The sequence below is a fragment of the Kitasatospora sp. NPDC091335 genome (assembly GCF_044757205.1).
Taxonomy (GTDB): domain Bacteria; phylum Actinomycetota; class Actinomycetes; order Streptomycetales; family Streptomycetaceae; genus Kitasatospora.
On the sequence record NZ_JBIVUM010000002.1, the window covers coordinates 158534 to 181123 of the forward strand.

Genomic DNA, 22590 nt, shown 5'->3' on the forward strand with positions numbered 1-22590 from the left:
CCCGCGCCCCCCCGGGCCTCTGGCCGGGGAACCGCGGGCGGGGGCCCGGGGCCGGGGGGGGGGGCCCCCCCGGGGCCCCCCCCCCCCCCCACGGGGGGGGGGGGGGCCCCCCGGCCCGGGGGCCCCCCCCACCGGCATGTCCGTCTCCGGACCGGGTCGCGACGCCCTCAGGCGGCGCCGAGGCGGCGGCTGCCGCCCTCAGACGGCGCCGAGGACGTCCTCGGACAGCGTCGAGCCGCCCTCAGGCGGCGTCACAGCGGCCTGAGGGCGGCGTCGGGGCCGTCCGCCGGGTCAGGGGCAGCGCACGACCTGGCCGGCGTACGCCAGGCCGCCGCCGAAGCCGAAGAGCAGGACCGGGTCGCCGGGCGACAGTTCGCCGCGCTCGACCAGCTTGGAGAAGGCCAGCGGGATGGAGGCCGCCGAGGTGTTGCCGGAGTGGACCACGTCCCTGGCGACCACCGCGTCGACGAGGCCCAGCTTGCCGGCGATCGCGTCGATGATCCGCAGGTTGGCCTGGTGCGGGACGAAGCCCTTCAGCTCGGACGGGTCGATCCCGGCGCGCTCGCAGGCCTGCCTGGCCAGCGGGGCGAGCTGGGTGGTGGCCCAGCGGAAGACCGACTGGCCCTGCTGGCTGATCACCGGGTCCCAGCCGGTGATGACCACCGCGTCGCCCCGCTCCGGCTCCGAGCCCCAGACCACCGGCCCGATGCCGGGCTCGGCGCCCTCCTCCTGGGCCTCGACCAGCGCGGCGCCGGCGCCGTCGCCGAAGATCACGCAGGTGGAGCGGTCGGTCCAGTCGAGCGTGTCGGACATCCGCTCGGCGCCGATCACCAGCGCGCGGCGGGCCGAACCGGCCCGGATCGCGTGGTCGGCGGTGGCCAGGGCGTAGGAGAAGCCGGAGCAGACCGTGTTGATGTCGTACGCGGCGGGCGAGCGCACGCCCAGCCGGGCGGCCACGGCGGCGGCGGTGTTGGGGCTGCGCTCGATCGCGGTGCAGGTGGCGACCACCACGAGGTCGATCTCCGCCGCCGTCCGGCCGCCGTTGGCGAGTGCCTTCTGGGCGGCCTCGGTGGCGAGGTCGACCAGGGTCTCGTCCTCGGCGATGTGCCGGGTGCGAATGCCCACACGGGTGCGGATCCACTCGTCGTCGGTGTCGACGAGTGCCGCCAGGTCGTCGTTGGTGAGGACCTTGGGGGGCTGGAAGTGGCCGAGTGCCACAATGCGCGAACCGCTCATACTGCCATGGAACCCCGTTACCCACTGGTCAGCAGGGTATGACCGGTGACAGGATCCGTCCCCTCGATCTGTAGGAGATCGACAAGACCCGTTGGGGTGCCCGGGCCGTGCACAATGCCGAGGTCAGGCGGCCAGTGCGGCGGAGTCGCCCATCACGATGACCGGGTGGGCGGCCGGGTCCAGGGTGCGGATCAGCTGGGCCATCTTGTCCTCGGGGATCGACACGCAGCCGTGGGTGGGGCCGTCGTGGTCCACGTGGAGCCAGATGCCGCCGCCCTTCTTGGAGCCCATCGGGCGGCGCGTGTCGAGCGGGGTGTTGCCGGCGACGCGGTTGTAGTTGATCGCGACCACGTAGTCGAAGGAGCCGGCCAGCTGGTCGCCGAAGAAGCCCGTGCCGGAGACCACGAAGCTCGGGTCCTTGTCGTACGGGAGCTTGCTGCCCGGGTTCGCCTTGCGGCCGCCCGCGTCGGTGAGGCCGAAGACGCCGATCGGGCTGCGCAGGTCGCCCTCGTTGTGGTCGGTGGTCCAGCCGTTCTTGCCGTTGTGGCCCTGCCAGGTCTCGCCGGCCAGCCAGCGGCCCTCGGGGGTGCGGGTCCAGAGGGTGACGCTGTTCTTGTCGGTGTTCTTGTCCTGGCCGGTGGCGACCACCACCTGGGCGGTCTCGGCGGGGATCTTCGCGGTGAAGGCCGCGCCGAGGCCGGGTATCGCGGCGACCGAGCCGTCCTGGCGGGTCTGGCTGCGGTCGGCGGCCGGGGCCGCGGACTGCCGGTCGGAGGCGGCCTGGGCGGCCGCGGGGGCCGGGACGGGCTGGTCCGGCTTGCTGACGCCCTCCGGGCCGGGGCCGTCGGCGGCGGCGATGCCGGGCTTGGCGCCGTCCTGGCCGACGGCGTACCAGCCGGCGGTGGCGGCGACCAGCAGGGCGGTGCCGGCCATCATGGCCTTGCCGTGACGTTTTTGCTTGGCCTTGCGCCGCCGGCCCCGGGCAGCCGACCTGGCGCCCACGACGGGGGCCACGGGGGCGGCGGCGAGCACCACGGGCTCGGGCTCGTAGATCGGCTCGGGCTCGTACGCGGGAACGGGCTCGTGGACGGGAACGGGCCCCGCCTCGTAGCCGGGCCAGGCCTCGTAGCCGGGCTCGGCCTCGCCCGGCTGAACCGGCTGAACCGGCTGCCCGTACGCCACGTAGTACCCGTCAGGGGCCTGTTCGTACGGCTGGTACCCGCCGTGGCCGTAGCCCTCCCGAACCGGCTGCTGGTACGGCTGGAAGCCCTCGTACGGCTGCTGCGGCATCAGGTCGACCGGATCCCGCATCGGCTGGTGCGGCGGGTACGCGGTGGCGCGATCAGAACCGGACATGCGGTCGATCCTGCCAAACGCCGTACCCGTTGGTAAACCCGGGCCTCGTGCGGAGGCGGTGAAGACACCGCCGCCCCGGCCGGAGAGCGGCCGGGGCGGCGGGGATGCTTCGCAGGTCAGAGGCGCATCGCCTGCGGGGACTCACGGCGCGTCCGGTCCGGGCCCTCGTACTCGCGGATGATCTCGTAGCGGGTGTTGCGCTCCACCGGGCGGAAGCCGGCGTCGCGGATCAGGCCGAGCAGGTCGTCGCGGCCGAGCTTGTTCGGGGTGCCGAAGTTGTCCGCGTCGTGGGTGATCTTGTACTCGACCACCGAGCCGTCCATGTCGTCCGCGCCGTGGCTGAGCGCCAGCTGGGCGGTGGTGACGCCGTGCATCACCCAGAAGACCTTGACGTGCGGGACGTTGTCGAAGAGCAGCCGGGAGACCGCGAAGGTCTTCAGCGCCTCGGCACCGGTGGCCATCTCCGTGCGGGCCATCAGCTTGTTGCGCACGACGCCGTCCTTGGAGTCGTGGAAGTCGTGCTGGTAGCGCAGCGGGATGAAGACCTGGAAGCCACCGGTCTCGTCCTGGAGCTCGCGCAGCCGCAGCACGTGGTCCACCCGGTGGCGGGGCTCCTCGATGTGGCCGTACAGCATGGTGGCCGGCGTCTTGAGGCCCTTGCCGTGCGCGAGGCGGTGGATCCGCGACCAGTCCTCCCAGTGGGTGTCGTGGTCGACGATGTGCTGACGGACCTCCCAGTCGAAGATCTCCGCGCCGCCGCCGGTCAGCGACTCCAGGCCGGCGTCGATCAGCTCGTCCATGATCTCGTCGGCGGACAGGCCGCTGATCTTCTCGAACCAGTGGATCTCGGTGGCGGTGAAGGCCTTCAGCGAGACGTTCGGCAGCGCCGCCTTCAGCTCCCGCAGCGAGCGCGGGTAGTAGCGCCACGGCAGGGTCGGGTGCAGGCCGTTCACGATGTGCAGCTCGGTGAGGGAGTCGCTCTCCATCGCCTTGGCGAGGCGGACGGCCTCCTCGATGCGCATCGTGTAGGCGTCCTTCTCGCCCGGCTTTCGCTGGAACGAGCAGTACGCGCAGGACGCGCTGCACACGTTGGTCATGTTGAGGTGGCGGTTGACGTTGAAGTGGACGACGTCGCCGTTCTTCCGCGTCCGCACGTGGTGGGCCAGCCCGCCCAGCCAGGCCAGGTCGTCGCTCCCGTAGAGCGCGATCCCGTCCTCGCGGGTCAGCCGCTCACCCGCGTAGACCTTCGCCTCCAGCTCGCGCTTGAGTCCTGCGTCCATGCGGTGCCCCGCCTCCTCCGACGTTCGATTCCTTGCCGGAACGAGGTTACGCCTATGCCGACAGCAGCTCGGCGAGCAGTACCGGGTCGATGTTGCCGCCGCTGACCACGGCCGCCACCGCCTGGCCCCCGGTCTCGGCCGCGCGGTGGAGGTAGGCGGCCGGGGCGACCGCCCCCGAGGGCTCGGCGACCAGCCTGCCGCGCCGGGCCAGCACGGCCACGGTGGCGCGGATCTCGTCCTCGGTGACGGTGACGATGTCGTCCACGTAGGCGGTGACGTGCTCGAACGGCAGCACGCCGAGCGACGGGGTGCGCAGCCCGTCCGCGATGGTCCGGTAGGTGTCGGCGACCGGCCACTCGACCCGGCGGCCGGCCCGCAGGCTGGCCTGGGCGTCGGCGGCCAGTTCGGGCTCCACGCCGACCACCCGGATGCCGGGGCGGGTGAGCTTGAGCGCGGCCGCCGTCCCGCTGATCAGGCCGCCGCCGCTGACCGGCACCAGGACGGTGTCCAGCTCGGCCGGGGCGTCCTCGGCGATCTCCAGGCCGACCGTGCCCTGGCCCGCGATGATGAACGGGTCGTCGTACGGCGGCACCCAGACGTAGCCGTGCTTCGCCGCCAGCTCGCCGGGCAGGGTGTCCCGCTCCTCGGGCGCGACGAGGATCACCTCGGCGCCGAACGAGCGGGTGGCCTCCACCTTCACCGCGGGCGAGGTGTCCGGCATCACGATCACGGCCTTGATGCCGAGCGTCCTGGCCGCGTACGCCACCGCCTGCGCGTGGTTACCGCTGGACTGGGCGACCACGCCGCGGGAGCGCTCGTCCGCGGTGAGCGCGGCCAGCCGGTTGTAGGCGCCGCGGGTCTTGAAGGCCCCGGTCGGCTGGAGGTTCTCGGGCTTCAGCCAGAGCCGCCGTTCCCCGTCGGCCGCCCAGGGGGCGGGGACCAGCGGGGTGCGTACGGCGATCCCCGCGATCCGCTGCCGTGCGGCGCGCAGTTCCTCCAGGCCGACCAGTGCCATGCGTCACTCTCCTACAGGGGGGAGTTCACTCACCCGGTTCTCCCACTTCGTGGAGAGTACGACGGTGGTGCGGGTCCTGGCCACGCCCTTCGTGCCCGAGATCCGCTTGACCACCGACTCCAGGCCGGCCACGTCGGCCACCCGGACCTTGAGCATGTACGAGTCGTCGCCGGCGATGAACCAGCAGTCCTCGACCTCGTTGAGGTCCTTCAGCCGGAACGCGACGTCCTCGTGGTCCGCGGCGTCGGTGAGCTGAAGGCCGATCAGGGCCGTGACGCCGAAGCCGAGCGAGGCCGGATTGACCGTCGCCCGGTAGCCGGTGATGACACCGGCCTGCTCCAGGCGGTTGATCCGGTCCGTGACGCTCGGGCCGGAGAGCCCGACCAGGCGGCCCAACTCGGCGTAGGACGCACGGCCGTTCTCCCGGAGCGCCTGGATGAGCTGTCTGTCCACCGTGTCCATATACCGTCCGCGTCCTTCCGAACCTCGCCAGACCCACAGATCATTATCCGGATTCAAAGGCACTGTGCGCCGACCGACCCGGATATCGCAGAGAACATACTCTCCCGCCCCCGGTCTCCTTACTCCCCCTCGATCCGCCCGCCGCCGTTGTCGTCCACCCGGCGGGCGGCCGCTCCCAACTCCCCTTCCCAGCGCAGGTACAGGGAATGCGGCACGCCGACGGCGTCCAGCACCCGCCCGGCCACGAAGTCCACGAGTTCGCGCACGGTGGAGCCGCCGGCGTAGAAACCGGGCGAAGCGGGCAGCACGACCGCCCCCTGCGCGTCGAGCTCCACCAGGTGCTTCAACGTCACCCCGTTGAGTGGTGCCTCGCGCACGCAGACGACGAGTGGACGGCGCTCCTTGAGGGTGACGCTGGCGACGCGCTGCAACAGGTCCTTGCTCAGACCGAGCGCGATCCCGGCCACCGCGCCGGTGGTCGCGGGCACCACGAGCATGCCCTTGGCGGGGTACGAGCCGCTGGACGGGCCGGCCGCGAAGTCCCCGGCGGACCAGTAGCGGACGTCGTCCAGGCCCTGGTCGCTCCCGAGCCAGGCGGCGAGGTCGGTGCGCCAGTGGGCGTCCCGGAAGGAGATCCCGGTCTCGTCCAGGATGGTGAGCCTGGCGGCGCGGCTGACGATCAGGTCCACCGCCTCGCCGGCGGCCAGCAGCGCGCGGATCACCGAGGCCGCGTACGGCGTCCCCGACGCACCGGAGACCCCGACCACCCACGGCTGACGCTTCGCAGTTCCCATGGGGCAATTCTGTCCCGGCCCGACCTGCGCGTTCGGCCCGGGCGGGCCGGGAGGGGCCCGGGAGCCGCCGTCCCCTGGAAGGATGGGGGCATGGCAGCGACCCTCGTCGACCTCACCCATCAGGTGACCACCGCGATGCCGGTCTACCCCGGCGATCCGGCCGTCCTGCTGGAGCCCGCGCTCACCACGGCCACCGCCGGGGTGAACGTGCTGGCCCTGCACCTCGGCTCGCAGTCCGGGACGCACGTGGACGCGCCGTACCACGTGGACGTCACCTGGCCGACCCTGGACGGGCTGCCGCTGGAGCGGTTCACCGGCCCGGCCGTGGTCGCCGACCTGCGCGGGCTGGAGCCCAGGACGGCCGTCACGCCCGAGCTGCTGGCGCCCGCGCTGGCACGGGCCGCCGAGGGCACCGTCCTGCTGCTGGCCACCGGCTGGGCCCGGCACTGGGGCACCGACGTCTACCTCGCCCACCCCAGCCTGACCCCGGCCGCCGCCGAGGCGATCGTCGCCGCCGGGGTGCGGACGGTCGGGGTGGACGCGCTCAGCGTCGACCCGACCCCCGACCCCGGTCCGGGCGATCCCGCGGTGGCCGCGCTGCTCGCCGACCTCACCGACGAGCACGACCACGGCACCCCCGACGAGCCCTCGCTCGCCGCGCACCGGGTGCTGCTGGGCGCGTCCGGCGGCGGGGTGATCGCCGAGAACCTGACCGATCTGCGGCCGCTGCTGGCGGCCCAGGAGGCCGGACTGCCGGTGGAGGTCTCACTGTTCCCGCTGCGGCTGGTCGCGGCGGACGGCGCGCCGGTACGGGCGGTGGCCCGGCTGGGCTGAGCCGCTCCGGCGGTCCCCGCCCGACCCTGCCCGACTTGGTCTAGACCATCCCCCGTCAACGCCAGTACGCTTTCCGGCCATGGCTGAGATCATCGGAGTGATCGAGCGAATCTGGCGCTACCCCGTGAAATCCACCGGCGGCGAGCGGCTCGACTCCGTCGAGGTGGACGAGCGCGGCCTGGCCGGCGACCGCCTCTACGCCGTCCGCGACGCGACCGGCAAGCTCGGCTCGGGCAAGGACACCCGCCGCTTCCGCCGGATGGACGGCCTGCTCCGCCTCTCCGCCCGGCTCGGCCACCGGATCGACGGCCCCGAGCTGTTCGACCCGCTCGGCCGCCCGGTCGACCGGCCGGACGCCTTCCTGCGCGCCTACCTCCAGCTCGACGACGTCGAACTCGCCCGCGAGGACGCCGTCTCGCACTTCGACCGGATGCCGGTCAGCGTGCTCAGCACCGCCACCCTGGACTGGGTCCGCGAGGCCGTCCCGTTCGCCGTGGTCGACGAGCGCCGGTTCCGCCCCAACATCGTGCTGCGCACCCCGCCCGGCACCCCGCCGTTCGCCGAGGACGCCTGGCTCGGCCGGCGGGCCCGCGGCGAGGCCCCCGGCGGCGCCGGACTCTCCTTCGTCGCCTCCAGCGAGCGCTGCGCGATGACGGGCGCCCCGCAGCCCGGGCTGCCGCACGCGCCCGAGATCCTCAAGGCCGTCGTGCACGCCCACGACGGCCGGCTGGACGCCCTCGCCGAGGTCGCCGCCCCGGGCCGGCTGCGGGTCGGCGACCGGCTGGTCCTGGACTGATCGCACCGCCCCACGTCGATCCGACGCATCGCCACTTCCCCTTCGCCGCAGGAGAACCGGCCGGCCGCCGGGGCCGGTGACCGCGGACCGGGCGGAGGGCCTGCTCGACGGGGGCGCAGGGAGGGCCCGCTCAGGGCCCGCCGGCCTCGCCCCCCGGCGCCGGGGCGGGAACGGCGACCGCCCGCAGGTAGGCGTCGACGAAGATCTCGACGGTCTCGTCCATCGAGGGCAGCCCCGCCCCCAGGGCGGGTTCCAGCACCGGCCGCATCAGGACGTGGTTGAGCAGCGGGCCGAGCAGCAGCTGGACCAGCACCGGGGTGGGCAGCGGTCTCAGCCGGCCGGCCCGCACGTGCGGCCCCAGCAGCCCGTCGAGGATGTCGAGCGTCCGCGGCAGACCGACGGCCAGCACCCGGGCGGCCGGGCCGTCCGGCCGCCCGAGCAGGTCGGCGAAGACCGCCGGGACGATCCGCGGCTCGTGCTCGAAGGCCGCGGCGAAGGCCGCGTGGAGCGCCCGCACGGTGCCCTCCAGCCCCTCCGGCGGGTCGGCGGCCAGGGCCTCCAGCCGGGGCAGCGCGGAGTGCCGCTCGAAGACGGCGGCGAGCAGGCCGTCCCGCCCCTCGAAGACGGCGTGCAGGCTGGGCAGCGAGCAGCCGGCCCGGTCCGCGACGGCGTCCAGGGTGACCCCGGCCAGGCCGCGCTCGGCCACCAGCAGGGCCGCCGCCTCGATCGCGCGCTCGCGCACCGGCGGCCGTCCGCCCGGGTCGACCCCCGCCTCCCTGACGGCCGCGTCCAGCGCCGTCCGGGAGCCGCCGATCCGGCGCAGCAGCGTGCTGCGGGAGATGCCCGCCGTCGCCGCGATCGCCGTCAGCGGGACGTCGGCGACGTCCTGGCCCCGCTCCTTCGCCGCCGTGAGGGCGGCCGCCACCAGCTCCTTCATGTGAAGCATCGTACTACTTGACATCTGAGACGGTTCCAGAGACTCTGTACATGCAGGTTCCACACGGACGGTGATCGAATGAGCACTGAAAGGGGAGAGCCATGAGCGTCGTGATCTCCGGCGGCGGCCCTGCCGGAATGATGCTGGGCCTGATGCTGGCGCGCGCCGGCATCGAGGTCACCGTGCTGGAGAAGCACACGGACTTCCTGCGCGACTTCCGCGGCGACACCGTCCACGCCTCCACCGTGCGGCTGATGGACGAACTCGGCCTCGGCCGGAAGTTCGCCGCCCTGCCGCAGAGCCGGCTCGGCAACCTGGTGGTGCGGCCGCCCGGCGCCGCCCCCGTCGCGCTGAGCGCCTACGAGCGGCTGCCCGCGCCGTACAACTACATCGCGATGATCCCGCAGTGGGACCTCCTGGACTTCCTGGTCACCGAGGCCCGGCGGGAGCCCACCTTCACGCTGCGGATGAACACCGAGGCGACCGGCCTGCTCCGCGAGGGCGGCCGGGTGACCGGCGTCCGGTACCGCACCGGGGACGGCGAGGAGGGCGAGCTGCGCGCCGGCCTCACCGTCGCCGCCGACGGCCGGCACTCCACCCTGCGCCGGGCGGCCGGGCTGACGCCCAGGGAGTTCCCGGTGCCCTTCGACGTCTGGTGGTTCCGGCTGCCCCGGCACCCCCACGAGCAGGCCCTGCCGCCCAGCCTCGTCCCCGGCTTCGGGCACGGCGACATGGCGCTGAGCTTCGCCCGGAAGGACTACTTCCAGGTCGCCTACTTCCGCGCCAAGGGCACCGACCCGCACCTGCGCGCCGAGGGCGTCGAGCGCTTCCGCGAGCGGATCGCCGCGCTGCTGCCCCAGTACGCCGACCGGGTCGACCAGCTGAAGACCCTCGACGACCTGCACCTGCTCGACGTACGGCTCAACCGGCTGGACCGCTGGTACCGGGACGGGCTGCTGCTGATCGGCGACGCCGCCCACGCGATGTCCCCGGCCGGCGGGGTGGGCATCAACCTGGCCATCCAGGACGCCGTCGCGACCGCCGCCCTGCTCGCCGAGCCGCTGCGGCGCGGCCGCCCGACCACCGCGGCCCTGGCCCGGGTCCAGCACCGCCGGTGGCGGCCGACCGTGATCATGCAGGGGATGCAGCGGGTCCTGCACCGCCTGCTGTTCGAGCCGGTCCTCACCGGCCGGCAGACCGGGCCGCCGGCCCGGCTGGTGCTGCTCGCCCGGTACCTCCCCGGCTTCCCGCTGCTGATGTCCCGGCTGATCGCCTTCGGGCCGCTGCCCGAGCACGCCCCGGCCTTCGCCCGCCGCGAGGCCTGAGCCCACCCGTTCGGACGGGCGGATCGCGGGGAACGACCGAGGACATGACGATCCCTCACCGCTCGACCGGCACCGGCGACCACCACGTCCTGGTCCTGCACGACTGGTTCGGCACCAGCGCGGGCTGGGGCCCGTTCCTCGACTGCCTCGACGGCGACGCCTTCGGCTACGCCTTCTTCGACTACCGCGGCTACGGGCAGCGCAAGGACGTCCCCGGCGCGTACACGCTCGCCGAGATCGCCTCCGACGCGCTCGCCCTGGCCGACCGGCTCGGCTGGGACCGCTTCTCCCTGGTCGGCCACTCGATGGGCGCCAAGGCGGCGCAGCAGGTGCTCGCCGAGGCGCCGCTGCGGGTCCGCAAGCTGGTCGGCCTGGCCCCGGTGCCGGCCGGGCCGTACCCGCTGGACGAGGCGGGCGAGGCGCTGTTCCACGGCGCCGCCGAGGACCGGGAGAAGCGCTTCGCGATCCTCGACCTGGTCACCGGCAGGCGGGCCGGCCGGGTCTGGCTGGACCGGATGGTCGACCAGTCCCTGCGACTGTCCACCCCCGAGGCCTTCGGCGGCTACGTCCGCGACTGGACGACGGCCGACCTGACCCGCCGGGTCGACGGCAACCCGGTGCCGGTCAAGGTGATCGTCGGCGAGTACGACCTCGCCCTCACCACCGAGGTGATGCGCGGCACCTTCCTCACCCACTACCCCAACGCCGAACTGGAGGAGCTCGCCGGCTGCGGGCACTACCCGATGTACGAGGCCCCGGTGGCCCTGGCCGTCGCGATGGAGGGCTTCCTGCACGACTGAGGCCGCGGGCGCGCCGGCGCCCGGGGTCAGATCCCGAGGCCGCGGACGACCAGGTCCAGCAGGGCGAAGCAGAACAGCGAGATGCCCACGAAGCCGTTGGTCTGGAAGAACGCCCGGTTGAGCTTCGACAGGTCGTTCGGCTTCACGATGGTGTGCTCGTAGACGAACGCGCCCGCGACGACCGCGAGGCCGGTCCAGAAGGCCACGCCGGCGTCGGTGAGGACCGCGAACCAGCCCAGCAGCAGCGTGGTCAGGAGGTGGCACACCCGCGCACCGCGGATCGCGGCCGGGATGCCGAACCGGGCCGGGACGGAGCGCACCTTGCCGTGGCGGTCGGACTCGACGTCCTGGCAGGCGTAGATCAGGTCGAAGCCACCGATCCAGATGCCGACCGCCGCGCCGAGGACTGCGGCCTCCCAGGACCAGCTGCCCGTCACCGCGAGCCAGGCGCCGACCGGCCCCATCGCCTGGGCCAGCCCCAGGATCGCCTGCGGGAAGTCCGTGAACCGCTTGCCGTACGGGTAGACCACCATCGGCACCACGGCCACCGGCGCGAGCGCCAGGCAGAGCGGGTTCAGCATCGCGGCGGCGCCGAGGAAGACCACCAGCGCGACGGCCGAGCCGACGTACGCGGTCTTCAACGAGACCGCGCCGGTGACCAGTTCGCGGGTGGCGGTGCGCGGGTTCCGGGCGTCGATCTCGCGGTCGATGATCCGGTTGGCCGCCATCGCGAAGGTCCGCAGACCGACCATGCAGACGGTGACGACGAACAGTTCGCCCCAGTGCACCCGCTTGTCCGCGAGGAACATCGCGGTCAGCGCGGCGATGTAGGCGAAGGGCAGGGCGAAGACCGAGTGCTCGATCATCACCAGGCGCAGGAACGCCTTCGTCCGCCCGGGGACCTCTACCGCGGCCGTGCTGCTCACAGTCCGTACTCCTTCCAGCGGCGGTTCACCAGCGCGGCCGTCGCCGGGTCCGAGGAGACCATCTCCGGCCAGCCGCCGTCCCGGGTGTACCCCTCCTCGGGCAGCTTCCTGGTCGCGTCGATGCCGGCCTTGCCGCCCCAGAACTGCTGGTACGAGGCGTGGTCCAGGTGGTCCACCGGGCCCTCGACCACGGTGAGGTCGCGGCTGTAGTCGACGTTGCCGAAGGCCCGCCAGGCCACTTCCTGGTAGTCGTGCACGTCGCAGTCGGAGTCCACCACGATGATCAGCTTGGTCAGCGACATCATGTGCGCGCCCCAGATCGCGTGCATCGTCTTCTGGGCGTGCTTGGGGTACTTCTTGTCGATCGAGACGATCACGCAGTTGTGGAAGCCGCCGGCCTCGGGCAGGTCGTAGTCGACGATGTCCGGGATGATGATCTTCAGCAGCGGCAGGAAGAACCGCTCGGTGAACTTGCCCAGCGGGCCGTCCTCGGTCGGCGGGCGGCCGACCACGATGGACTGGAGGATCGGACGGCGGCGCATCGTCACGCAGTCGATCGTCAGCGCGGGGAACGGCTCCTGCGGGGTGTAGAAGCCGGTGTGGTCGCCGAACGGGCCCTCGGGCAGCGTCTCGCCGGGCTCCAGCCAGCCCTCCAGGACCACCTCGGCGTCGGCCGGGACCTGGAGCGGCACCGTCTTGCAGTCGACCATCCGCACCCGCTCGCCCGCGATGAAGCCGGCGAAGAGGTACTCGTCGATGTCCCCCGGCAGCGGCGCGGTGGCCGCGTAGGTGACGGCCGGGGGGCAGCCGAAGGCGATCGCGACCGGGAGGCGCTCGCCCCGCTTGGCCGCCACCGCGTAGTGGTTGCGGCTGTCCTTGTGGATCTGCCAGTGCATGCCGATGGTGCGGCGGTCGTGCCGCTGGAGCCGGTAGAGGCCCAGGTTGCGGATGCCGGTGTCCGGGTCCTTGGTGTGGGTCAGGCCCAGGTTGAAGAAGGAGCCGCCGTCCAGCGGCCAGGTGAAGAGGGCGGGCAGCTCGTCCAGGTCGACGTCGTCGCCGGTGAGCACCACCTCCTGCACCGGGGCGTCACCGGACTTCACGTTCCGGGGCGGGACGTGCGCCATCGAGGCGAGCTTGCCGAAGGCGTCCCGGAAGCCGGTGAAGCCCTGCGGCAGCTCCGGCCTGAGCAGCCCGGCGATCTTCTCCGAGATGTCGTCCGGGCCCTTGAGGCCGAGCGACTTGGCCAGCCGCCGCTCGGTGCCGAAGACGTTCATCGCCAGCGGCATCGACGATCCCCTGACGTTCTCGAAGAGCAGCGCCGGGCCCTTGGCCTTCTGCACCCGGTCGACGATCTCGCCGATCTCCAGGTGCGGGTCCACCTCCGCCTTGATGCGCTTGAGGTCGCCCTCGCGGTCGAGGGCCCGGAGAAACGAGCGGAGATCGTCGTATGCCATGCCTGTCAGTATCCGCCACCCGATAGCCTGGCCGGGTCAAGGGCCCCTGGAAGGCGCCCGCCCCCACCGTCGCCGCCAGGGAGGAGAACCCGGCCGTGCTGAGGATTCTTCTGACCATCATCCTTCCGCTCGCGCTCTGGGTCTGGGCGTTCGTGGACTGCCTGACCACGCCCGAGGACGAGGTGAAGCACCTGCCGAAGGTGGTCTGGGTGCTGATCGTGCTGCTCTTCCCGCCGCTGGGCCCGATCGCCTGGCTGATCGCCGGCAAGCGGCGCGGCTTCCTGCCGGCCGCCCCCGCCGGGGCCCACGCGGGGTACCCGGCCGACGACCGCCAGGGCCGCCCGGCCCCGCGCGGCGGACGGCCGACGGCGCCGGACGACGACCCGGAGTTCCTCGCCTCGTTGAAGAGGAACGACAAAGACCACGAGGACATGCTGAAGCAGTGGGAGTCCGATCTGCGGCGTCGCGAGCGCGAGCTGCGCGACCGCGACGAGCCCGAGGACGGCAAGAAGAGCTGATCGGAGCCGGTCCGACCGCTCGCCCGGACAGCCCACCCCTGACACCCGGGGTGGGCTGCGGTGTTTTTGGCGCTTCCCTACGACTTTCCGCCGCCTCGCCCGGCCGGCAACCGTTCCGCCGCCGGACTTGAGCAGACCTTGAGCGCGCCCCCGGAGGACCGGCCCACATTGCTAAAAGACGGCCCTGACCTGCGCTTTCCTTCATGCTCAGATCATCGGGCCATCACCTGCCCGACAACCCCCGGTACCCGAGTGAACACCGAGCGCTCAGCGGCTGAACCAACCGCTTCTGTCCAGGCCTGACAGCTAAACGAACCCGACCTTGTACGGAATCGACGCCGAAACCAGCGCACGGCCCCTCGTACAGTCATAAGTGAAGAAAGTGATTCGCAGCCGGGGGCACAGCATGACGTTGGCTGTCGGACAGTTCCCTCACCCTTGGAGTGGTTCGAGATGACGGTTGTGCATGAGGCGCAGGTCGACGGTGGGGCCCCCGAGGTCCCGGCCGACGCCCGCGGACGGGTCGCCGAGCTGCACGAGCTGCGCGAGAAGGTGCGCCGCGGCCCCAGCGACAAGGCCACCGAGGCCCAGCACGCCAAGGGCAAGCTGACCGCCCGCGAGCGCATCGAGCTGCTGCTGGACGAGGGCTCCTTCCGCGAGGTCGAGCCGCTGCGCCGGCACCGCGCCCAGGGCTTCGGCCTGGAGGCCAAGAAGCCGCACACCGACGGCGTGATCGTCGGCTGGGGCACGGTCCACGGCCGCACCGTCTTCACCTACGCGCACGACTTCCGGATCTTCGGCGGCGCGCTGGGCGAGGCCCACGCGCAGAAGATCCACAAGATCATGGACATGGCCATCGCGGCCGGTGCCCCGCTGGTGTCGCTGAACGACGGCGCCGGCGCCCGCATCCAGGAGGGCGTCACCGCCCTGGCCGGCTACGGCGGCATCTTCCAGCGCAACACCAAGGCCTCCGGCGTCATCCCGCAGATCTCGGTGATGCTCGGCCCGTGCGCCGGCGGCGCCGCGTACTCCCCCGCGCTGACCGACTTCGTCTTCATGGTCCGCGAGACCTCGCAGATGTTCATCACCGGCCCCGACGTCGTCCAGGCGGTCACCGGCGAGAAGATCACCCAGAACGGCCTCGGCGGCGCGGACGTGCACGCCGGCGTCTCCGGTGTCTCCCACTTCGTCTACGACGACGAGCAGTCCTGCATCGAGGAGGTCCGCTACCTCCTGTCGCTGCTGCCGCAGAACAACCGCGAGATGCCGCCGTCCGTGATGACGGACGACCCGGTCGAGCGCCGCAACGACAGCCTGCTGGACCTGGTGCCCGCCGACGGCAACCGCCCGTACGACATGCGCAAGGTGATCGAGGAGGTCGTCGACCACGGCGAGTTCCTGGAGGTCCACGAGCGCTGGGCCACCAACGTGCTGTGCGTGCTCGCCCGGGTCGACGGCCACGTCACCGGCATCATCGCCAACCAGCCGCAGTCGCTGGCCGGCGTGCTGGACATCAACGCGAGCGAGAAGGCCGCCCGCTTCGTCCAGATGTGCGACGCCTTCAACATCCCGCTGGTCACCCTGCTCGACGTCCCCGGCTTCCTGCCCGGCGTCGACCAGGAGCACGGCGGCATCATCCGGCACGGCGCCAAGCTGCTGTACGCGTACTGCAACGCCACCGTGCCGCGCATCTCGCTGATCCTGCGCAAGGCCTACGGCGGCGCCTACATCGTGATGGACTCCCGCTCGATCGGCGCGGACCTGTCCTACGCCTGGCCGACCAACGAGATCGCCGTGATGGGCGCCGAGGGCGCGGCCAACGTCATCTTCCGGCGCGAGATCAACGCCGCCGAGGACCCGGACGCCATGCGCGCCCAGAAGATCAAGGAATACAAGAACGAGCTGATGCACCCGTACTACGCGGCCGAGCGCGGCCTCGTGGACGACGTCATCGACCCGGCCGAGACCCGCCAGGTGATCGCCTCCGCCCTGGCCATGCTCCGCACCAAGCACGCCGACCTGCCCAGCCGCAAGCACGGCAACCCGCCGATGTAACGCCCGCTCCACCGCAGCAGTCCACCGGGGCACCCGCCCCAGACCACAGCAACCCGGGGGAGAAACCAGGACATGACCGCTTCCGCCGAACCCCTCGTCCGCATCGTCCGCGGCAGTCTCACCGACGAGGAACTCGCCGCCCTGACCGCCGTCCTCGCCGCGCGCGCCGCCGCGCAGCAGGCCGCCGCCGCCGCTCCCGTCGAGCCGATCGCCAGCTGGCAGCGCCTGGAGCGCCGCCCGGCGTACTACTCGCCGGTCAGCTGGCAGCAGGCCGCCTGACGGCCCACGGCCCTGGCCTCCGGCCGGTCACCCCGTTCGGGTGACCGGCCGTCGTGCGTTCCCCCCGGGGCCGCGCGGGCCCGGCACTCCCACCTGCCCGAGCGAGGCCGGAAGGGCCCGCGAAAGGCTCGGTAGGATACCTGCTGGACGGTATGCGTCCGCCGCCCCGTCCGCCCCCACAGGACCGGCCGCTGCCGAGTACCAGAACTTTCCAGGGAGGCTGCGATGGCCAGGCAGGCACGCGCGCTGGCGACCCGCCAGGCGGTACTCATCGCGGCGGCCGAGGTGTTCGACGAGCGGGGCTACGCCGCCGCCACGATGTCCGAGATCCTGGACCGCGCCGGTGTCACCAAGGGCGCGCTGTACTTCCACTTCGGCTCCAAGGAGGAGCTGGCGCTCGCCGTCATCGAGGGGCAGGGCGCCTTCATCTCCGGCTGGGAGCCGACCGCGGACAGTCCGGTGCAGAACCTGATCGACCTCGGGTACGCCTTCGCCCGCGCGCTCCTGACCGACCCGCTGGTGCGCGGCAGCATCCGGCTGACGATCGAGCACGGCAGCTTCACCCAGCCGCAGCTCGCGGCCTACCAGGGGTGGATGGACACGGTCCGGGTCCTGCTGGAGCGGGCCAGGGAGGCGGGGGACCTCCACCCGGGGATCGACCTGACCGCGGCCTCCGGGGTGATCACCGGCGCCGTCACCGGCATCCAGCTGAGCTCCCAGGTGCTGGCCGACCGGCAGGACCTGATCCAGCGGCTGTCGGACCTGTGGACGCTGCTGCTGCCCGGCCTGGTCCAGCCGCACGCCCTCGCCCGGCTGAGCGTCGGCGGGCGGGCCTGAGGCACCGGGCGGGCCCGAGGCACCTCGCCGGGCGGGCCCGAGGCGCCGGGCGGCCCCCGTCGGCCGGCTCCGGTCAGACCCGGTAGCCGCCCCGGTGCTCGGCCGCCACCAGGGCCGGCAGCGCGGCCGTCCAGAGCCGGCTCACGGCCTCGGGCCCCGGCCGGTCCGTCTCCTCGCCCGCCAGCAGCACCTGGCCGGCCGCCGCCGCGTGAGCAGTTCGGCGGCGGCCCGCCGGTCCACCCCGGCGCACAGCTCACCGGCCTCGGCGGCACGGTCCAGCAGGCGGTGGACGACGGCGGTGAGGCTGCGCCAGGCGACGTCCGGGCCCACCGGGCCGGGCGCACCGTCCCGGGCGCCGCCCCGGCGCGGAGGGCCCGGACGGCCGAGCCGGACGCCGGCCCGCACCACCACGTCCTCGCGCAGCATCCCGGCCAGTTCGTGCGAGAAGTCGATCAGGCCCTGGAGCGCCGGGCCCTCGGCCCGCAGGGCGCGCAGCGCGGCCGAGCCGACCTGCCGCCCGGCGGCGCAGCGCACCCCGTCGGCGAGGGCCTGCTTGGACACGAAGTGGAAGTAGAGGGCCCCCTTGCTCACCCCGGCCCGGCGACTGATGTCGACCAGGCTGGCGGCCTCGAAGCCCACCCGCGCGAAGGTCTCCGCGGCGGCGAGCAGTACGGCCCGCCGGGTCCGCCCAGCCCGTTCCTGCTTGACCACTGGCCCCCTCCGGACTCGGCCGGGCGCGATCCCCACCCCGCCCGGCTGCTGTCGGCGCGTCCCCTTCGGGGAGCGGCGCTCGCATGCGGAGCGTACCGTCCGAAACCGCATGGTTGGTATCTAATCTAGCGCTTGCTCCGCCCCCGCCGTCCAGCGGGGACGGCCCTCCCCCCATGGCCTGAGCCACCCAGAACAGGCATTCCCCCAGTCCACGGCAGGTAGCGTGATCGGGCCGGTACGGTCGGCCGGGGCACCCCCAGTCGCCAAAGACAAACCGGGTGGTATGTATGTTTTGCTCGGACGGCCGTGGCGGCCGCTCCGACCGACACCCTGAAGCGGGGGCCAGTCATGCCATCGATCGTAGAGCCGGACCCGCACGGCCCGTACCCCCACCCCGGCCCGGGCGACGCCGACGGTCCCGGCTTCCACGACGGCCCCGCGACCGGCTACGACTTCCACGACCGGACCGTCTCCCGGCACCTGGTGCACCGCGCCTCGGTGTCCGAGGTCTTCCTCACCGGCTGGCAGGCCACCGGCCCGTACGACTTCCTGCTCGGCGCCCAGTGGCCCCGGCTGCACGGCTTCTACCGGCTGCCCGGCGACCGCTACCACGACCCGGTGCTGCTGGCGGAGACGATCCGGCAGGCCGGTCTGCTGATCGGCCACGCCGGGTTCGGGGTGCCGCGCGGCCACCAGTTCGTCATGGAGGACCTCTCCTACGCGCTCGGCGAGCCCGGACTGCCCGGCCTGGCCGTCACGCCCGGCCCCGTCTCGCTGATGCTCGGCGTCGGCTGCGAGGACGTCCGGATGCGGCACGGCGGGCTGGTCTCGCTGCGGGTGCGCATCGAGGTCACCAGGGAGGGCCGGCCGATCGGCCACGGCACCGGCCAGCTGCGGGTCCTCTCCCCCGCCTCGTACGCCCGGCTGCGCGGCCCCGCGCGGCGCGTCGTCCCGCCGCGGCCGCCGGCGCCCGCCGCGCCCGAACTGGTCGGCCGCGCCCAGCCCGCGGACGTGGTGCTCAGCCCGACCCTGGCACCGGACACCTGGCTGCTGCGGGCCGACGTCACGCACCCGGTGCTGTTCGACCACGAGCTGGACCACGTGCCGGGAATGCTGGTGCTGGAGGCCGCCCGGCAGGCCGCCCAGCGGCTGTGCTACCCCGAGCCGGTGGTACCGGTCGAGCTGGTGACCTCCTTCGGCCGCTACATCGAACTGGACCGGCCCTGCTTCGTCCGGGCGGCCACCGAGCCGGCCGCGACCGGCGGCCGTCCGGCCGTCCTGGTCCAGCTGCTCCAGGACGGCCGGACGGCGGCCGAGTGCCGGGTGCTCACCGAGCCGGTGCACGGACCGGCCGGGGAGCCGGGGGTGCCGGCCAGGCGGGACGCCTACGACGGCCGCCCCGCCACGCCCGGCCTCGGCGGCACCCGGCTGCCGCTGGCGAGCTGACGGCCGCGCTCAGGCGGCCATCAGCGCGGACGGCCGGCCCGCGTGCATCACGCTCAGGTTGGTCGCCAGCCTGACCGGGTCCTGGGCCAGCCAGAGCCGCAGCGCCGCGCCCAGGGCGGCGCTCGCCGACTCGACCCGGACGTCGGTGATCTGCGCGATCCTGGCCGCGCCGGGCACCAGCAGGTCGGCCAGCGGGGTCGGCAGCCAGACCGTCAGGGCGCAGGGCGCGGGCACCGCCAGCGCCCCCAGCAGCCGGTAGGCGTCTCCCGGCGCGCTGAGCGTGGGGATGATGTCCAGCAGCGCGTCGGACACCACCTCGGACACGTCGCTCCGGTGTCCCTGGGCGAGCCTGCGGAGCAGCATGCGCTCGGCGGCGGTGATTCGGACGGTCAGCATGACCTCGTCGCACTCCATCGCGCGATTTCCTCCTCGAATCCCTCTCGCACCGGCCGGCGGCCGGCGCGCACTACCCCTGTCTGCACCTCGGCCCGGCTACCTGTGGGAGAGCCGGGCCGGTGGGTGATCGTGTGCCCCGGTCAGATCCCCGCGTAGGAGTGCTTTCCGGTGACGAAGATGTTCACGCCGTAGTAGTTGAAGAGCCAGCAGGCGAACGCCGCCAGCGCCAGGTACGCGGCCTTGCGGCCCTTCCAGCCGGCCGTCGCCCGGGCGTGCAGGTAGCAGGCGTAGGCGACCCAGGTGATGAACGACCAGGTCTCCTTCGGGTCCCACTCCCAGTACTTGCCCCAGGCCGCCTCGGCCCAGATCGCGCCCGCGATGATGGTGAAGGTCCACAGCGGGAAGACCAGGGCGTTGATCCGGTAGGACAGCTTGTCGAAGGTGGACGCGGCGGGCAGCCGGTTGCACACCGAGACCCGGACGCGGGCCAGCAGGATCCGCGTCCGCGAGTACGTCCGCCCGTCGTGCGAGCGCGCCGCGCCCGGCTGGAGGAAGTCGTACTTCCCGGCCTCGACCCGGGTGTGGTACGAGTCCTGCCACAGGTACAGCAGAGTGGCGATGAACGCCGCGTAGAAGGCGCCGCCGCAGAAGATCGCGGTGGACACGTGGATCGCCAGCCACGGCGAGTGCAGCGCCGGGACGAGCTGCTCGGAGTCGGTGTACAGCACCGTGGTGGCGATGCCGAGGGTCAGCAGCACCGCGAGGACGACCGGCAGGCCGAGCCAGCGGACCTTCTTCTTCGCGGCCAGCAGCACCAGGTACGCGGCCGTCATCGCGAAGGCGAAGGCGCAGGAGAACTCGTACATGTTGCCCCACGGCCAGCGGGACACCGACAGGCCGCGGGTGACGATCCCGCCCACGTGCAGCAGTGCCGCGAGCACGGTGAGCGAGATGGCGATCCGGCCGGCCAGGTCGGCCTTCTCGTTGGTGCCGGCCGCGCCCGGACCGTCCTCCTCGTCCGCCGCGCGCCCGCTGGTGACCACCGTCGCGCCCTCGCCCGCGATCGCGGTGCGGGTGAGCGTGGTGGTGCCGCCGCCGGCGCCGGCCACGGTGACGGTGACCTTCTTCGCGCCCTTCGGCGCCGCTGCCGCGACGGTCTCGCCGAGGCTGCCCGCCTGCTCCTTCGAGCGGACGGCCACGGCGCCCTTGCTGCCGAAGGTCCACTCGATCATGTGGGCGAACATGGCGAGCGTGTAGACCACCATCGCCGAATAGATCAGGTTGTTGGAGAGGTCGGCCAGCTGTGGGTCGACCGCCGAGGCGAGTTGCACCGTCTACTCCTTGGAGTTCTGGTCGGCAGGGACTGCGGGGGCTGAGGCCTCGGCCTCGGGGTCGTCGGGCACTGCGTCGGGCTCGGGCGCGGCGGCCGGTCGCCCGGCGCCGTCCTCATCGTCCTCGTCGTCCCCGTCGGAGGCCGGGGCGTCGTCCCCGTCGGAGGCCGGGGCGTCGTCCTGGAGGTCCACCGCGAGTTCCGCCAGCTCCTCGGCGATCTTCGCCGACTCGCTGCGGGCCAGGCCGGCCAGCTCCACCTGGGTGCCGCCGCCCGGCAGGGCGACCGCCCGCACCCAGATCCGGCGGCGCTGGATGAACAGCGAGCCGATCAGGCCGAGGATCGCCAGCACGCCGCCGGCCAGGGCGATCTCGTTGCCCGGGCGGTGCGTGACGTTGAAGCTGGCCCACTGCTTGTAGCCCTCGAAGGTGACGGAGCCGTAGCCGTCGGGGAGGGTCCAGCCCTGGCCCGGCTTGAGCCTGGCCTTGGCCGGCTGGCCGTCCTGGGTCAGCTGGGTGAGCTTGCGGGTGTTGAGCTGGTAGACGTTCTGCGGCAGGCCGGAGTCGGTGCCCAGGTCGCCCGCGAAGGCGTTCAGCACCAGCTCGGGGGCGGCGGCACCGGGGAACAGCGAGACCGGTCCGGTGCCCTCGAAGCTCAGCGGGGCGGTCGGCAGGAAGAAGCCGGAGAAGCCCATCTGGGTCTTGTTGCCGTCGGGACCGACGCCGTAGTCGGAGGCCTTCACGACGCCGGTGGAGGTCAGGTTGCCGTCCTGCGGCAGGAACGGGACGGCGCCCTGGTAGACGACGTCGCCCTTGCCGTTCTTGAGGGTGATCACCGGGGCGTAGCCGTGGCCGATCAGGTAGACCTTGCTGCCGCCGATCTCCAGCGGGTGGTTGACCTCGATCGTCGACTGCTTGAGCTTCGACTGGTCGCTGCCCCCGTAGTACTCGACGTTCGCGGTGAACTGCCGGGCGGCGCCGATCTGGTCGCCCTTGGTCTGGAACTCCGAGGTGAAGCCGTTCAGCTTCAGGTAGAAGGGGTCCAGGTCCTGGCTGCCGTAGAACCGGGTGCCGGTGAAGTCGTCGAGCTGGGTGATGGTGTTGGAGTAGCCCTCGCCCTCGACCATCAGCTTGCCGCCGGTGCCGGCGGCCAGGCTGGACCAGGCGAAACCGCCGAGCAGCGCGAACAGCGACAGGTGGAACAGCAGGTTGCCGACCTCGCGCAGGTAGCCCTTCTCGGCGGCCACCGCGCCGCCGGACAGGTGGGCGCGGAAGCCGCGCCTGCGCAGCAGCCGGTGCGCGGCGGCGTTCACCGTCCCGGCGTCCGCCGTGGTGCGCCAGGCCGCGTGCACCGGCATCCGGGTCAGGTTGCGCGGCGCGGCCGGCGGCTGGGAGCGCAGCACTCCGACGAACTGCCAGGTGCGCGGGACGATGCAGCCGGCCAGCGAGACGAACAGCAGGATGTAGATCGCGGAGAACCAGACCGAGCTGTAGACGTCGAACAGCTGGAGCTTCTCGTAGATCGGCGCGACCGTGGTGTGCTGCGCCTTCCAGGTCTGCACCTTGAACTGGTTCTGGCCGTTCTGCGGGATCAGCGAGCCCGGGATGGCGGCCAGTGACAGCAGGAACAGCAGGACCAGGGCGACCCGCATCGAGGTCAGCTGGCGCCACATCCAGCGCGCCCAGCCGAACGCCCCTATGCCGACCGGTCCCTCGGACTCGACCGGCGCGGTGCTGAGCCGTTCGGCGGCGGCGTCGTCCGGCGCCGGGGGCTGCTCGGTCTCGGTCGTGGTCTTGCTCACGG

Annotated in this window: 22 protein-coding genes; 9 read left to right on the forward strand and 13 right to left on the reverse strand. The window is 72.8% G+C overall.

Annotation, left to right across the window (positions count from 1 at the left end; all coding sequences use genetic code 11):
* Positions 1-291: 291 nt before the first annotated feature.
* From ACIQOW_RS05550 to ACIQOW_RS05575, 6 genes are all read right to left on the reverse strand, one after another.
* On the reverse strand, positions 292-1236 hold the full coding sequence (locus ACIQOW_RS05550) for a beta-ketoacyl-ACP synthase III (protein WP_401080047.1): 945 nt from the start codon (positions 1234-1236) through the stop codon (positions 292-294).
* Between the two features lie 123 nt (positions 1237-1359).
* Complete coding sequence (locus ACIQOW_RS05555; RefSeq protein ID WP_401080049.1) at positions 1360-2592, reverse strand: L,D-transpeptidase family protein; 1233 nt, start codon at positions 2590-2592, stop codon at positions 1360-1362.
* A gap of 116 nt (positions 2593-2708) precedes the next feature.
* Positions 2709-3872 carry an aminofutalosine synthase MqnE gene (gene mqnE / locus ACIQOW_RS05560; RefSeq protein ID WP_401080051.1) on the reverse strand — a complete coding sequence of 388 codons (1164 nt, stop codon included), beginning with the start codon at positions 3870-3872 and terminating at the stop codon, positions 2709-2711.
* Between the two features lie 52 nt (positions 3873-3924).
* Complete coding sequence (locus ACIQOW_RS05565) at positions 3925-4887, reverse strand: threonine/serine dehydratase (RefSeq protein ID WP_401080053.1); 963 nt, start codon at positions 4885-4887, stop codon at positions 3925-3927.
* 3 nt (positions 4888-4890) lie between these two features.
* The gene (locus ACIQOW_RS05570; protein WP_030055719.1) at positions 4891-5349 is read right to left on the reverse strand and encodes an Lrp/AsnC family transcriptional regulator; all 459 of its coding nucleotides are present in this window, start codon (positions 5347-5349) and stop codon (positions 4891-4893) included.
* Between the two features lie 119 nt (positions 5350-5468).
* Positions 5469-6143 carry a UbiX family flavin prenyltransferase gene (locus tag ACIQOW_RS05575; RefSeq protein ID WP_188301351.1) on the reverse strand — a complete coding sequence of 225 codons (675 nt, stop codon included), beginning with the start codon at positions 6141-6143 and terminating at the stop codon, positions 5469-5471.
* A gap of 90 nt (positions 6144-6233) precedes the next feature.
* Between ACIQOW_RS05575 and ACIQOW_RS05580 the strand changes: the two genes are divergently transcribed.
* Both ACIQOW_RS05580 and ACIQOW_RS05585 read left to right on the forward strand, forming a co-directional pair.
* Entirely contained in the window at positions 6234-6977 is a 744-nt protein-coding gene (locus ACIQOW_RS05580) for a cyclase family protein (protein ID WP_401080056.1), read from the forward strand.
* 79 nt (positions 6978-7056) lie between these two features.
* Positions 7057-7773: an MOSC domain-containing protein gene (locus ACIQOW_RS05585; protein WP_401080058.1), complete on the forward strand. Its 717-nt coding sequence runs from the start codon at positions 7057-7059 to the stop codon at positions 7771-7773.
* Between the two features lie 130 nt (positions 7774-7903).
* On the opposite strand, the gene ACIQOW_RS05590 is transcribed toward ACIQOW_RS05585, so the two are convergent.
* Positions 7904-8710: a TetR/AcrR family transcriptional regulator gene (locus ACIQOW_RS05590; RefSeq protein ID WP_401080060.1), complete on the reverse strand. Its 807-nt coding sequence runs from the start codon at positions 8708-8710 to the stop codon at positions 7904-7906.
* A gap of 101 nt (positions 8711-8811) precedes the next feature.
* On the opposite strand from ACIQOW_RS05590, the gene ACIQOW_RS05595 reads away from it, so the two are divergent.
* Together ACIQOW_RS05595 and ACIQOW_RS05600 are read left to right on the forward strand one after the other, a co-directional pair.
* Complete coding sequence (locus ACIQOW_RS05595; RefSeq protein WP_401080062.1) at positions 8812-10035, forward strand: FAD-dependent oxidoreductase; 1224 nt, start codon at positions 8812-8814, stop codon at positions 10033-10035.
* A 44-nt stretch (positions 10036-10079) separates the two neighbouring features.
* The gene (locus ACIQOW_RS05600) at positions 10080-10835 is read left to right on the forward strand and encodes an alpha/beta fold hydrolase (protein ID WP_401080064.1); all 756 of its coding nucleotides are present in this window, start codon (positions 10080-10082) and stop codon (positions 10833-10835) included.
* Positions 10836-10861: 26 nt separating this feature from the next.
* Here the strand turns inward: ACIQOW_RS05600 and mqnP are convergent, their stop codons facing one another.
* Both mqnP and ACIQOW_RS05610 read right to left on the reverse strand, forming a co-directional pair.
* On the reverse strand, positions 10862-11761 hold the full coding sequence (mqnP, locus tag ACIQOW_RS05605; RefSeq protein ID WP_401080066.1) for a menaquinone biosynthesis prenyltransferase MqnP: 900 nt from the start codon (positions 11759-11761) through the stop codon (positions 10862-10864).
* The gene (locus ACIQOW_RS05610) at positions 11758-13215 is read right to left on the reverse strand and encodes a menaquinone biosynthesis decarboxylase (RefSeq protein WP_401080069.1); all 1458 of its coding nucleotides are present in this window, start codon (positions 13213-13215) and stop codon (positions 11758-11760) included. Before ACIQOW_RS05610 ends, mqnP begins: the two co-directional genes overlap by 4 nt.
* A 95-nt stretch (positions 13216-13310) precedes the next feature.
* Between ACIQOW_RS05610 and ACIQOW_RS05615 the strand changes: the two genes are divergently transcribed.
* From ACIQOW_RS05615 to ACIQOW_RS05630, 4 genes are all read left to right on the forward strand, one after another.
* Positions 13311-13733 (forward strand): PLD nuclease N-terminal domain-containing protein, encoded by a 423-nt coding sequence (locus ACIQOW_RS05615; RefSeq protein WP_188301342.1) that lies wholly within the window; start codon positions 13311-13313, stop codon positions 13731-13733.
* Positions 13734-14186: 453 nt separating this feature from the next.
* Entirely contained in the window at positions 14187-15788 is a 1602-nt protein-coding gene (locus tag ACIQOW_RS05620; protein WP_188301341.1) for an acyl-CoA carboxylase subunit beta, read from the forward strand.
* A gap of 72 nt (positions 15789-15860) precedes the next feature.
* The gene (locus tag ACIQOW_RS05625; RefSeq protein WP_188301340.1) at positions 15861-16067 is read left to right on the forward strand and encodes an acyl-CoA carboxylase epsilon subunit; all 207 of its coding nucleotides are present in this window, start codon (positions 15861-15863) and stop codon (positions 16065-16067) included.
* 225 nt (positions 16068-16292) lie between these two features.
* On the forward strand, positions 16293-16904 hold the full coding sequence (locus ACIQOW_RS05630; protein WP_401080072.1) for a ScbR family autoregulator-binding transcription factor: 612 nt from the start codon (positions 16293-16295) through the stop codon (positions 16902-16904).
* 141 nt (positions 16905-17045) lie between these two features.
* Here ACIQOW_RS05630 and ACIQOW_RS05635 read toward each other — a convergent pair whose 3' ends face one another.
* Positions 17046-17615 (reverse strand): ScbR family autoregulator-binding transcription factor, encoded by a 570-nt coding sequence (locus ACIQOW_RS05635; RefSeq protein WP_401080074.1) that lies wholly within the window; start codon positions 17613-17615, stop codon positions 17046-17048.
* Positions 17616-17963: 348 nt separating this feature from the next.
* Here ACIQOW_RS05635 and ACIQOW_RS05640 point away from each other — a divergent pair, with 348 nt between their 5' ends.
* Positions 17964-19061 carry a ScbA/BarX family gamma-butyrolactone biosynthesis protein gene (locus ACIQOW_RS05640; protein WP_401080076.1) on the forward strand — a complete coding sequence of 366 codons (1098 nt, stop codon included), beginning with the start codon at positions 17964-17966 and terminating at the stop codon, positions 19059-19061.
* Between the two features lie 9 nt (positions 19062-19070).
* On the opposite strand, the gene ACIQOW_RS05645 is transcribed toward ACIQOW_RS05640, so the two are convergent.
* From ACIQOW_RS05645 to ACIQOW_RS05655, 3 genes are all read right to left on the reverse strand, one after another.
* Positions 19071-19475: a hypothetical protein gene (locus ACIQOW_RS05645; protein WP_401080078.1), complete on the reverse strand. Its 405-nt coding sequence runs from the start codon at positions 19473-19475 to the stop codon at positions 19071-19073.
* Between the two features lie 122 nt (positions 19476-19597).
* Positions 19598-20788, reverse strand: coding sequence for a c-type cytochrome biogenesis protein CcsB (gene ccsB, locus ACIQOW_RS05650; RefSeq protein WP_188301336.1), 1191 nt, complete (start codon positions 20786-20788; stop codon positions 19598-19600).
* 3 nt (positions 20789-20791) lie between these two features.
* Positions 20792-22588, reverse strand: coding sequence for a cytochrome c biogenesis protein ResB (locus ACIQOW_RS05655; RefSeq protein WP_401080080.1), 1797 nt, complete (start codon positions 22586-22588; stop codon positions 20792-20794).
* Positions 22589-22590: the final 2 nt, after the last annotated feature.